Source organism: Glutamicibacter sp. 0426, assembly GCF_001906485.1.
Taxonomy (GTDB): Bacteria; Actinomycetota; Actinomycetes; order Actinomycetales; family Micrococcaceae; genus Glutamicibacter; species Glutamicibacter nicotianae.
Window position 1 is genome coordinate 1 of sequence record NZ_MPBI01000003.1, and the last position, 12666, is coordinate 12666.

Consider the following 12666-nt stretch of genomic DNA (forward strand, 5'->3'; position numbering starts at 1 on the left):
CCGTCCCGGTTTTGGGATGAGTGGGTTAGAGAGAATCAGTTAGCTATCGCATAGCTGCTGGACTGCTTAAAGGGACCCAACCAGGGGCACGCTAATGTTGGAAGAATAGGCTTTGCACTCGGCGATGGCGCGGCTCCCATCGAGTTCATGCTCAATGGAAATGTCTAGTTCAACGCCCTCACTAGTGACATTCAGGCTTTCAGTTGAAGGTGCTTTATAGCCAAGGTGATGCATCACCTGCGCCATAAAATGTTCGAATAGGTGACCCCTCCGATTTCCTTGTTCATTTGGAGTGTCCCCAGACGCGAGAAGGATGACGATCGGATCTTTAACGACAACTTGATTCATGGCCCCCACCAGATGCTTGATTAGGTTCAGCCTACGCGAGCAAATATAGCATCCGGCGGAACGACTCCATTGACACGGGTTATGGATCCCATGCTCACTCCGGGTCCTGAAGGAAGCTCAAATTCCGGTAACACAGGAAAACCCCTGACTTCGGTCGGATTGGTTTCTTCGTCGGCCACTTTCCTACGGATACGAAGCTGTCCGAATGAAAACTAGTTGATGATATTTCAACCTTTCCTCTAAAACGGATGTCAAGGAATATCGGCCTAGTTCACCCGACATTGTCTAGATATCTAACGGCGCGCTCGAATAGTTGAGCTGCCAACACTTGGCCATGGTTCACGGTTTCCGAATCTACAGTGCCATAAGCCATGCCGACAAGCAGACCCTCTCCATCGACAACGGGGCATCCCGAGAATCCGTCAGTTTGAGGCGGTTCAACTAGGTGCACAACATCTGGCATGACAAGGGAGTGTAACTGCACCTTCTTTTCAGGCCACGGCGCGCAACCGACCATGTAAAGTGTTTGGCCAGGGATGAGATCATTTACCAAGTCAACAGGTAGATGGAATATCTCAGAGGCGTTCAGTATAAGGTCGTCCGGATCCAGCGGCAGTAGGATCATGTCCACTAACACACTAGGAATGTCATGGGCCCGGAGAAACTTGAAACGCGGACGTCTGTTGCCAAATGTACCTACATCGAACAACGACATCACGGTTTCGCTTGTCCCGGTCGGCGCGTATTGAATTTGGTCCGCCCACAACGTCCAATCATCCGTCTGAGAAACTTTTCCAGTCGCGAGATGCGCCACCGTGACCAGATACACCTGATTATCGACCGAAATCAAGAAACCTGTTCCGACATTGAACGATCCGTCGCCATCCGGTGACAGAGCCTTCAAAGGAAAAACTTTTTGGTGTAAATCCACTAGACAACAGCAACTTTCTATGCGTGAACAGTCAAATCCTGCGAGGCCGGTTCGGCGAAGTCCATCACGCCGGGCGATAGACATGTGGGTGTCCGTGTTCGAATTACGAGGGTTCCAAGCCTCGGAACCGAGTTGGTCTTGTGCCGCCTACGGTACCGGCTTTAGGGTACAGCTGCGTAACGCACTAGCCCATCGAGCAATAAGAATTAGACATGTCTTCTTTACTCCTTCCAAAGTAGCAGTAATTCATACATCTGCTTCAATGAGTTACAGGAATTTCAAGAGCAGGCTTCGCATTACAGTGGTCTGGCCATGGTTAATTTCCCAGCAAGAAATATTGGCAATTTCGTCTGATCCAGACAGACATGACCATGACAACTGCGGCTTGAATCCGACAAGACGCGAGACCCCATTCCTATATGACATGAAGTGCAATCCGATGCTCTAATGTCCCAGAAAAGTACTGTAGGATTATCGACTTAGTGTTAAGCAGAATTACATACTGCGCATGAGTAATTTCTATCCCAAATCTAAATTAACCAGAGATCGTTTTAGTCGTCCGAAATTGATTATTCTAGTAAATTTCATCCGCTTCCATTCTCGAGGGCGCAAGGATAATTGCGTTCCCGAACACATCTCGGCCACTTAATTTGTATCTTGCCGAATGGGGCTATACGCCGGCACCGGGAATTCGCAACTGGGCCCTAGCTTCGGCGCCCGGGTTTCCAACACGTTACAGCCGCCTATCGGCTCCCCGATCGCCCTGGTGAAATTAAGTTCCCTTCGGCGCAACAACCTGAGCACCTCGGTGAAATACCTGTTTGAAAAGCTCAGAAGCATCAAACGCTAGAGAAGGGATCGGGTAGCGTGAGCGCACAGCTAGAAGCACCTGGCACATCGCAGGCACTGGACATCCAGCCGGGACGCTGGGTCGGCAACTGGACCCCGGAGGATCCTGCCTTCTGGAAGCACACCGGATCAGCGGTAGCCAGCCAAAACCTCAGGTGGTCCATCTTCGCCGAGTTCCTCGGTTTCAGCGTATGGCAGCTTTTCGCCATCATCGTGGTCTATCTCCCGGCCGCCGGATTCAGCTACAGCACCACCGAACTGTTCTGGCTGATCTCCATCCCAAGCCTCGTCGGAGCGACGCTGCGCATCCCCTACACGTTCATGGTCGCCCGGTTCGGCGGACGCAATTGGACAGTGATTTCCGCATTGCTCCTGCTGATTCCTGCCGGCGGCATCACGCTCGCGCTGGCCGATGCGTCCACGCCGTTCTGGGTCATGCTCAGCCTCGCAGCGCTGACCGGCTTCGGCGGCGGCAACTTTGCCTCCTCGATGGCAAATATCACCTACTTCTACCCGGCCGCCCGCAAGGGCTGGGCGCTGGGGCTGAACGCTGCTGGCGGCAACCTCGGCGCGGCCGTCGCCCAGCTGCTCGTGCCGGTCATTGTCACGGTGTTCGCCGCCGGGGCGCTGCAGCTCCCGCTGGCTGGGTTGCTCTGGATCCCGCTGATTCTGCTCTCCGCGTGGGGTGCCTGGAAGTACATGCACAATCTGTCATCGGCACGCTCGGATATCCGTGGCGCGGTAGCCTGCCTGAGGGAAAAGCACCTGTGGATCATTTCGGCGCTGTATGTGGGGACATTCGGCTCCTTCATTGGATTCTCGGCAGTCTTCCCCAAGCTGATCGTTGACACCTTCCCGGAATACGCCGCCTTGCCGCTGGGCACCGCCACCATCACCTTGGCCTTCCTCGGCCCGCTGGTCGCATCGCTGGCCCGCCCGTACGGTGGCAAGATCGCCGACAAGCTCGGCGGCGCACGCATCACCGTGGCCACCTTTGCGGCCATGGCCTTGATTACCGCCGCACTGGTGATCAGCCTGCCCCGGGCGAACTTCTGGGTCTTCCTCGCCTTGTTCTTGCTGCTCTTCACCGCAAGCGGCATCGGCAATGGCTCGACCTATCGCATGATCCCGGCAGTCTTTGCCCTGAGCGGCCAGGGACCTCAGGCCGGACAAGTGGATTCTTCCCGCAAGGCTGCTGCCGCACTCGGATTGATCTCGGCCATCGGCGCCTACGGCGGCTTCCTGATTCCGCAAGCCTTGGGCCTGTCCGTTTCCACGACGGGAGCCTACACCGCGGCATTCATCATCTTCATCGCCGCCTACCTGCTGCTCATGGCCACCGCATGGTTCACCTATGCGCGACCCGGCACCCGCTTCGCGAAGCACGGAGTCTAGGATGACCGCCACGCATTGCCCCTACTGCGCCCTGCAGTGCGGCATCACCCTGGAACCCAAAACGCAGGCCGAGGCCTCGGAACCGGTGAGCTTGAAGGGCCGGGACTTCGAGACCAACGGCGGGGCGCTGTGCCGGAAGGGATATAGCGCCGCGACACTGCTGGATCATCCCGAGCGCCTGCAGACGCCGCTGCTGCGCCAAGCCGATGGCAGATTTGCACCGATCGGCTGGGAGCAGGCATTGGATCTGATGGCCGACAAGGCGCGGAGCATCCGTGCCGAATCCGGTGCTGATGCGCTAGCGGTTTTCGGTTCCGGATCGCTGACGAACGAAAAGGCCTACCAGCTGGGCAAGTTCGCGCGGCTGGCCCTGGGCACGTCGCGCATCGACTATAACGGCCGGTTCTGCATGTCCTCGGCTGCCGCGGGCACCAACCGCGCCTTTGGCCTGGACCGCGGTTTGCCGTTCCCGCTGGCGGATCTGGATGAGGCGGGGATGATCCTGATGCTCGGTTCCAACGTCGCCGACACGATGCCGCCTTTTGTCCGGCATTTGGCCGGGGCGCGTGAGAACGGCGGACTGGTGGTGGTTGATCCGCGGCGTTCGGCAACCGCCAAGCTCTGCGAAGATAATGCCGGCTGGCACTTGCAGCCCACCCCGGCCACCGACCTGCCGCTGCTGCTGGGCCTGGCCCACGTGCTGGTGGCCGAGTCCTTGGCCGACACCGGTTATCTGGCAGCCCGCACCAATGGTTTCGACGCAGTGAAAGCATCATTGGCCAGCTGGTGGCCGGAGCGGACGGCCCAGGTCACCGGCGTTCCCGCCGAGCAGATCCGGCGTACCGCCCGGGCCCTGGCGCAGGCGGCCAGCGAAGCCAAGGCCGGCGGCAAGCCCGTCTACATCCTCACCGGCCGGGGCATCGAACAGCACGCCAACGGCACCGATACGGTCACCGCCGCGATCAACCTCGCCTTGCTGCTCGGCCTGCCCGGAACTATGGCCGGCGGCTACGGCACCATCACCGGCCAGGGCAATGGGCAGGGCGGCCGGGAGCACGGACAGAAATGCGACCAGCTTCCCGGCTACCGCAAGATCACCGACCCGGAACACCGTGCACAGGTGGCCCGAGTCTGGGGCGTGGAACCCGAAATCATCCCCGGTCCCGGGCTACCTGCCGTTGAGCTGCTCGAAGCGCTGGGCACCCCAACCGGTCCGCGCATGATGATGATCCACGGGGCCAACCCGGTGATCTCCGCACCCGATGCCTCGAAGGTGAGCCGGGCACTGGCCAGCCTCGATTTCCTGGTGGTCTGCGACTTCTTCCTATCGGAAACTGCAGCCCAGGCAGACCTGGTGCTGCCGGTGCTGCAATGGGCCGAAGAGGAAGGCAGCATGACCAACTTGGAGGGCCGGATCCTGCGCCGCCGCGCCGCCTTGGAGGCACCGGGAAATGCGCGCAGCGAACTGTGGATCCTCTCCCAGCTCGCCCAGCGGCTGGACGCTCCCGGCCGCTTCTCCCCCGATCCGCGGGAAGTCTTCGAAGAACTCAAAGAAGCGTCAGCCGGCGGCTTGGCTGACTACTCGGGGGTGCGTTGGGATGATCTCGATGCCGGTGCCGCTATCTATTGGCCCTGTCCTGCAGGCACCGCGGTGACGGCCGAACCCGGCATCCGCAACGGCACCCCGCGCCTGTTCCTAGACGGCTTTGCCCACGCAGATCGGCGTGCGGTGCTGGTTCCGGTGGCATTCCAGCCTGCGCCCCGGAAGAATACCAGCGCTACCGTCTCACTGGTGACCGGCCGTCTGCTGGAGCACTACCAGTCCGGCGCGCAGACCCGCCGAGTTCCCGAGCTGGCCCACGCCGCACCAGAACCAATGCTTGAAATCCATCCGGCAACCGCATTGGCGCACCAGATTGCCCATGGGCAGAAGGTCGTGATCAGCAATCAACGTGGTGAGGTGACCGCCCGGGCGCTGCTGACCGCTGATGCCCGGCTGGACACGGTCTTCCTGCCGTTCCACTACCCGACGTCGGGAACCGCGAACCTGCTGACCGAGGCCAAGGTTGACCCGCACAGCAGGATGCCTGAATTCAAGCACGCCCATGTTTCGCTGAACGCTGTGGAAGAGGAACAATGACCGAGCAACGCCCGCAACGCATCGTCATCATCGGCTTCGGCCCCGTCGCCGCATCCCTCGTCGAGGGGCTGCTGCCCGCGGCGGCTTCCGGCCAGTGCGCCATCACCGTGATCAGCGCCGAAGATCATCTGGCCTACAACCGCGTGCTGCTCGCTGAGCTGGCCGTGGGCGCCGCCGAGCTCGAGCATCTGGGCATGGTGGATCCCCAACGGCTGGCAGATGCCGGAGTCGAGGTGCGCTTGGGTGTGCGGGCCACCGGCATCGACCGTTCGCGGCGCCGAGTCCATCTGCAGGACGCTGGCCATATTTCCTATGACCGTCTGGTCTTCGCCACCGGTGCCCGTGCTGTAGTCCCGACGCTCAACGGCCTGAACTTCGATCCGCATGCGGAAACTTCCCTGCCTGCCGGGGTCTTTGCCCTGCGCACCGTGGATGATGCCCATCAGCTGCGGGAATCGCTCGGTGCCAGCCGGCGCATTGCAGTTCTGGGCGGCGGCGTGTTAGGCATCGAAGCCGCCTTGGCCATTGCCACTACGGGGGCGCAACCGGTGCTGGTGCACCATGGCCCAGCACCCTTGGGACGGGTCGTGGACGCAGACGGCGGGGCGCTGCTAACTAAGAATCTGCGCGACGCCGGCGTCGAGGTGATTTCCGGAGTGAAGGCCACTGGCATTCAAAAGGATGAGCAAGAATTCGCCGGGCTGATGACCTCCACCCACGGACTGATCCAGGCTGACGCCCTGCTCATTTCCACCGGTGTGCGAGCCAGAACCGAGCTGGCTTCGGGCTGCGGGTTGCCCGTGGGCCGGGGCATCAAGACCGATGAATTCCTCTGCGCCGATACCGAGCAACGAATTTTTGCCGTGGGCGACTGCGCAGAAGTTGCCGGGCAACCGCCGGTCGGGTTGTTGGCCCCGGGGTGGGCCCAGGCCGCATGGTTGTCCCAGTACTTTTCGCAGCAGGTTGGTTCGGGAGCTGCCGAACCGCTTCCTGCGCCGGATTTCTCCGCCTCCGACGTGCTGATGCTCAAGGGCCAGGGCATCGAGCTGACCGCGGCCGGCGACATCAGCGCCGGCTATTGGGATGAACCGGACCTGCAGGCAACCGTCTATGCGGATCCTGCGCGCGGACGCTATCTGAAGATCGTCACCCGCAAGGATGCCGTCACCGGGTTCCTGGCCATGGGCTTGCCGCAAACCAGTGCCGAGCTTGTGCTTGCCTATGAACGGGGCACCGCGTTGCCTGAAGACCGTTCGGCCCTGTTGCGCTTGGATGATCCGGCGACTGATCAGGTCTCTGCAATCCCCAGCGATGAAGACCAGCTCTGCCGTTGTTCTGGCGCCACCTACGGCCAGGTGGCCCACGCGGTGAACGCGGGATGCACCACCGTCGCGCAAGTGGGTGAAAGCTGCCGCGCGGGCACCGGCTGCGGCGGGTGCAAGGCGAAAATCGAAGAGCTGCTGGCCAAGGCTCCCGCCGTGGCGTAATAGCAATGATGGCAGTCGGCTCCTAGCGGCACAGAACCGCTCAGTGAAGCACCCGGTACACCAGATGCACTTCACTGGCGAAGGCCGAGGTCTGAATGCGTTCCAGCTCGATATGCTGCCCCAAACCTTCGAACAGGGATATGCCGCTACCAAGCAATACCGAGGCAATATCCAGGTGCAGCTCGTCGACCAGTCCCAGGGCAAGGCACTGCCGCGATATTTTCCCGCCCAGCAAGCTGACAAAACCGCCTTTGGCATCCTGCTTGGCTGATTCCACTGCGCCGGCAATGTCATCAACAACGAAGGTGTAGGTGATGCCGTCGCGTACCACCGGCTCAGTGGCTGTATGAGTCATCAGGTATACCGGGACCTGAAGCATCCCTCCATAAGGGATTTCGCCCTCCTCGATCGTTTGCGTCCGATTCGCACCGCCGACAATGGCTCCGATCTTCTCCATGACCAAGGCAACGACCCCATCATCTTCGGGGGCGGAGGGACGGCCAAACATCCAGTCCACCCCACCCTCAGCATCCGCGAGAAACCCATCGAGGGTGATGGTCGCATGGATAATCACAGTGGCCATAGCTTCGTTCCTTTTCACCAGGGGTACGGCTGTCAATGAAAGCAGTCAAGAAAGCCAACGCCGACGACCATGTCAGGTGCCACCCTAGAACAACCGCTGACACGCTGGCTAGCCTTTACTGGACCTCCTCAGACCTGATGCCACCAACATTGGTGCCCCAACCGGCTGTCACCGATCATCGGAATCAGCGGTTACCTCGCTTGGTTAATGACGGTGGCATTGAGGCCTGCACTGGGTGTTCCATGCCCAGAGGCACGCCGCAAAACGACGCAGGGACAAAAGCCGTTGGCTTTTGTCCCTGCGTCTTGATGATGATGCGAGTTGTCGTGTTTCTTGGCGTCTCTGCTGGACATTGCATTTGCTGGAGCTAGTTGGTTGCAAGCGATTCCGTCTCGTCGAGGATTTCGAACCAGCCTTGCCAGGCCGAATGCTCGACGTTCAGGATGCACTCTGATTTGATGCTCATTTGATCTGCTCCATCCATAGCTGTCCCTCGATTTCCATGAGCCGTTGCACGGGCAGCGGCAGCGAATCGGCGTTCAGGCACTCGCCGGTATCCAGTCGGTACACTTCCTTGTGCAGCGGGCAGGCTACCGTGGCCACTGAAGCACCATCGACGACTGTGTCACCCAGAATTCCACGGGCCATGACCTTCGCGCCGCTGGTCGGGCAATGATGCGAGGTGGCGTAGAAGGCGTCTTCTTCGGTGCGGAACAGGGCCAGCTGCGTGGTCTCGTGCCAGAGCGCTTCTCCCCACCCGCGCTCCAGCTCTCCGCTGCGGCACAGCGGAGCCAAGCTCAGAGTAGCTTCACGGGTGTCTTCTGCGATTTGCGTGCTCATGATTCCCAGTCCTTCGTGGTTGGTTTTCGCTGATGAATCGAGCTTAGAATCCGCATGTTTCGCCCTATGCCCAACGCGATTGCTGGTCGGTAAAGCATCGCTAACAGCAATTTCAATCGCCGTGAATCGAAAATCCTCCCGTCATTCCGCCGATTTCCGCTGTTCCCTTTCCTTGGCTGAATCGAATTCCCGGCCAAATGATTCGTTCATGTTTCAGCTCCTTCACCAGGACGTCGATCCATGGTGGAGAGAATTGCGCCGGCCGAAACACAAGGGTAATTGCCGCGCAAAACGCGCTTTCTACAGTGGTCTCATCAGCCTGAAACTCACCGTTTCCCAGCGAAAGTCGAAATAGATCATGGGTACAACACACACTGCACGCAACATCCTGGTCATCGGCGGCGGCCCCGCGGCCCACCGCTTCACCGAAGCCTTGGCCAGCCGCGCACCGCAAGATCTGCACATCACGGTACTGACCGAGGAAACCCACCTACCCTATGACCGCGTGGCCCTCTCCCAAGCGTTGACCAACCCCGGGGTGGATCTCACCCTCGGCGATCCGAAGCTCTGGGAAGCTGAGCATGTCACCTTGGAAACCAACGCCAAGGCCGTGGCTATCGACAGCACACAGCGCACGGTCGCCACCGCCGATGGACGCAGCTTCGCATATGACGAATTGGTGCTCGCCACCGGATCCAACGCTGCCACCTTGCCCATCGCCGGCAACGAGCACACGTTCGTCTATCGCACGCTGGAAGATGTCTGGTCCATCGCCGAGAAGGTCAAGGAGCTTTCAACCACGCTCGGCCGCGCCCCGGTGGTGGCCACCATCGGCGGCGGGCTGCTTGGATTGGAAGCCGCCGCAGGTGCCCAGGCGCTGGGCGCCGAAGCTGTCGTCATTGACGGCGGCAAGTGGCTGATGGGCACCCAGCTGGATGAAGGTGCTGGCCAAGCCATGGGCCGGCTCATTGAGCAGACAGGTTTCACCGTCCACAACGGGGTCTTCCCGCAGGAGATCCTGACCAGCCAGGACTCCGGCAGCCGAGTAGTTACCGGAGTGCTGATGGCAGATGAACGCGTGATCGAAGCCGACATGGTCATCGTGTCGATCGGCGTGCGACCCCGCGATGAACTGATCCGCAACTACAACGCGGCCCTGGACGAGTCCGGCAGCGAAGCGCCCCGCTTCGGCATGGGTCCGCGCGGCGGCGTGGTCATCGATTCGCATTGCGCCACGGATATCGAGCACATCTGGGCCATTGGAGAGGTCGCGAACTACGAGGGATTCTGCATCGGCCTGGTCGCGCCGGCCAACGCCATGGCTGAAATCGTGGCCGAGCAGTTGGCCGGCGGCGAGGCCGAATTCGCCGGCTTCGACACTGCCACCAAGCTCAAGCTCTCCGGGGTGGACGTTGCCAGCTTCGGCGACGGCTTCGCCCGAGCCGAGGGTGCATTGGAAGTGGTCTACGCGGATGCCCCGCGTGGCCTGTACCAGAAGCTCGTGGTGTCATCCGACGCCAAGACCCTGCTCGGCGGCATCTTCGTGGGAGATGCCACCCCGTACCAGTCATTGCGTCCGCTGCTCGGCCGGGAACTGCCCGGCGAACCAGGCGCATACCTCAGCGCACTGGGCGGCGAGGCGCCGGAGGGCGAACTGCCCGATGACGCGACGCTGTGCTCCTGCAATTCGGTTACTGCTGGCACCATCCGCGATGCCGTCTCCGGTTGCGGCTGTTTCGAGGGCGAGGCTCCGGTGACCACCGTTTCCGGGCTGAAGGGGTGCACCCGTGCCGGCACCCAGTGCGGCTCCTGCGTTCCGATGCTCAAGAAGGTCATGGAAGCGCAGATGCTCAAGGACGGTGCGGAAGTATCCACCGCCCTGTGCGAGCATATTTCCTTCTCCCGCCCGGAACTCTACGAAGCCATCCGTGTGGCCGGGTTGCAGGCCTTCGGCGAGGTGATGGAGCGTTTCGGCACCGGCAAGGGTTGCGATATCTGCAAGCCGGTCATCGCCAACATCCTCTCCTCGCAGACCAGCGTGCACCCGATGGACGCAGGACTTGCCGGCGCCCAGGACACCAACGACCGCGTGCTGGCAAATATGCAGAAGGACGGCACTTACTCGGTGGTCCCGCGCATCCCGGGCGGGGAGATCACCCCGGAAAAGCTAGGCGTGATTGCGGCGGTGGCGCAGAAGTACGGCTTGTACACGAAGCTCACCGGCGGCCTGCGCATCGACATGTTCGGCGCCCGGCTGGAGCAGCTGCCGGAGATCTGGCGCGAGCTGGTGGATGCCGGTTTCGAATCCGGACAGGCCTACGGAAAGTCGCTGCGCAATGTGAAGACCTGCGTGGGTTCCTCCTGGTGCCGGTACGGCATGCTCGATTCCACCGCGCTGGGCATCGAGATGGAGCTGCGCTACCGCGGCCTGCGCGCACCGCACAAGCTGAAGATGGGCGTCTCCGGCTGCGCCCGCGAATGCGCCGAGGCCCGCGCCAAGGATATCGGCGTCATCGCCACCACAGATGGCTGGAACCTGTATGTGGGCGGCAATGGCGGTGCCAACCCGGCACACGCCCAGCTGCTCGCCGGCGGCCTGGATGAGCAGACGCTGTTCAAGTACATCGACCGCTACCTGATGTACTACATCCGCACCGCGGACAAGCTGCAGCGGACCGCGCATTGGCTCCAGGACCTGGATGGCGGTCTGGAGCGCGCCAAGCAGGTGGTGATCGAGGATTCGCTGGGGTTGGCTCAGGAGCTGGAAGCTGCCATGGAAGCCCATGTGGCAAACTACGAGGACGAGTGGGCGGCGACCCTGGCCGACCCGGTGAAGCTCAAGCGCTTCCGCTCCTTCGTGAACACCGCGGCTCCGGATACCGCGCTGGAATACATTACGGAGCGGGGGCAGCAGCGCCCCGCCGAGCCGGTGGCACTAGGTGCCAGCATTCCCGTCGGGGCGCCGCGAAACTAGGAGCTGTTTCCCACCCGCGCTGCTACCAGCGCGGGTGGATCTGCTCGCGCAGCTTGGCGTCGTAGAGAGCGCGGACCGAGGCGTTGAAGCCCTCGGAGATCTGCAGCGAACCGGCTGCCGCGTTGGCGCGGGCCTGCTGCGCGTTGCGGGCGCCGGGGATGATGGTGCTCACCCCGTCCTGGGCTGCCAGCCAGGCCAAAGCCACCTGCGCGCTGCTTGCCTCGGGCGTCTCGGCGGCAGCCAGCTTCGCGAACTCGCTAGCGGTTTCGAGCCCGGTGGCGTAGTCCACGCCGGAGAAGGTCTCGCCGACGTCGAAGGAGGAGCCGTCGCGGTTGAAGTTGCGGTGGTCATCCTTGGCGAACTCGGTCTGCAGCGTGTAGCGGTTGGTCAGCAGTCCGCTGGCCAGCGGCACGCGGGCGATGATGCCCACCCCTGCCTCGCGGGCTGCCGGCAGCACGGTGTCCAGCGGCTTGTGCCGGAAGGCATTAATGATGATCTGCACGGTGGCGATGTTCGGGCGTGCCATCGCGGTGAGCGCCTCGTCCACGGTTTCCACCGAAACGCCATAGTTGGCCATCCGTCCCTCGTCCACCATGGTGTCCAGGGCATCATAGATCGCATCGGTCGAGTACACCGGGGTTGGCGGGCAGTGCAGCTGGACCAGGTCCAGGGTGTCCACGCCCAAGTTCTTGCGGGAACGGTCGTTCCATGCGCGGAAGGCGTCCAGGTTGTAGTTCTCAGGCAGCTGCTCCACACGGCGGCCCATCTTGGTGGCTACGGTGACGCCCGCATCCGGATTGGCCTTCAGCCAGGTGCCGATCAGCTGCTCGCTGCGGCCATCACCGTAGACATCGGCGGTGTCGAAGAAGTTCACCCCGGCTTCGTAGGCGGCATCGAGCACGGCCAGCGCGTCGGCTTCATCCACCGAGCCCCAGTCGGCGCCAAGCTGCCAGGTGCCCAGGCCAATGGCCGATACGTTGCGGTGGGTACGTCCAAGTTCTCGTTGTTGCATGTCTACGATTCTAGTTCCCGCAACCTGTTTTCCTGGGGATGGCAAAATCTCCTTCGCCGCGTTGCCGTGTCCAAAACGGTTCTCAATTATCTAAACGATAGAATATT

At 61.4% G+C, this 12666-nt stretch carries 9 protein-coding genes; 4 read left to right on the forward strand and 5 right to left on the reverse strand.

What is annotated here, in order from left to right; translation table 11 throughout:
• Nucleotides 1-66 precede the first annotated feature (66 nt).
• Both BKX98_RS17400 and BKX98_RS08335 read right to left on the reverse strand, forming a co-directional pair.
• Entirely contained in the window at nt 67-348 is a 282-nt protein-coding gene (locus BKX98_RS17400) for a restriction endonuclease (RefSeq protein WP_143181071.1), read from the reverse strand.
• Between the two features lie 271 nt (nt 349-619).
• Entirely contained in the window at nt 620-1279 is a 660-nt protein-coding gene (locus tag BKX98_RS08335; protein WP_073706858.1) for a hypothetical protein, read from the reverse strand.
• A gap of 867 nt (nt 1280-2146) precedes the next feature.
• On the opposite strand from BKX98_RS08335, the gene BKX98_RS08340 reads away from it, so the two are divergent.
• The 3 genes from BKX98_RS08340 to BKX98_RS08350 are packed head-to-tail and all read left to right on the forward strand — an operon-like array spanning nt 2147 to nt 7150.
• A complete protein-coding gene (locus BKX98_RS08340) occupies nt 2147-3523 on the forward strand; it encodes an MFS transporter (protein ID WP_073706859.1) in 1377 nt (458 codons plus the stop codon).
• A 1-nt stretch (nt 3524) separates the two neighbouring features.
• The gene (locus tag BKX98_RS08345) at nt 3525-5663 is read left to right on the forward strand and encodes a molybdopterin oxidoreductase family protein (RefSeq protein WP_073706860.1); all 2139 of its coding nucleotides are present in this window, start codon (nt 3525-3527) and stop codon (nt 5661-5663) included.
• Entirely contained in the window at nt 5660-7150 is a 1491-nt protein-coding gene (locus BKX98_RS08350) for an FAD-dependent oxidoreductase (protein WP_073706861.1), read from the forward strand. Before BKX98_RS08345 ends, BKX98_RS08350 begins: the two co-directional genes overlap by 4 nt.
• Before the next feature lie 40 nt (nt 7151-7190).
• Here BKX98_RS08350 and BKX98_RS08355 read toward each other — a convergent pair whose 3' ends face one another.
• Together BKX98_RS08355 and nirD are read right to left on the reverse strand one after the other, a co-directional pair.
• The gene (locus BKX98_RS08355; RefSeq protein WP_073706862.1) at nt 7191-7733 is read right to left on the reverse strand and encodes a dihydrofolate reductase family protein; all 543 of its coding nucleotides are present in this window, start codon (nt 7731-7733) and stop codon (nt 7191-7193) included.
• A gap of 462 nt (nt 7734-8195) precedes the next feature.
• Nucleotides 8196-8573, reverse strand: a complete 378-nt coding sequence (nirD, locus tag BKX98_RS08360) for a nitrite reductase small subunit NirD (RefSeq protein WP_073706863.1) — start codon at nt 8571-8573, stop codon at nt 8196-8198.
• A gap of 358 nt (nt 8574-8931) precedes the next feature.
• On the opposite strand from nirD, the gene nirB reads away from it, so the two are divergent.
• Nucleotides 8932-11547, forward strand: coding sequence for a nitrite reductase large subunit NirB (gene nirB / locus BKX98_RS08365; RefSeq protein WP_073706864.1), 2616 nt, complete (start codon nt 8932-8934; stop codon nt 11545-11547).
• Between the two features lie 22 nt (nt 11548-11569).
• Here the strand turns inward: nirB and BKX98_RS08370 are convergent, their stop codons facing one another.
• Nucleotides 11570-12559 (reverse strand): aldo/keto reductase, encoded by a 990-nt coding sequence (locus BKX98_RS08370; RefSeq protein WP_073706865.1) that lies wholly within the window; start codon nt 12557-12559, stop codon nt 11570-11572.
• Nucleotides 12560-12666: the final 107 nt, after the last annotated feature.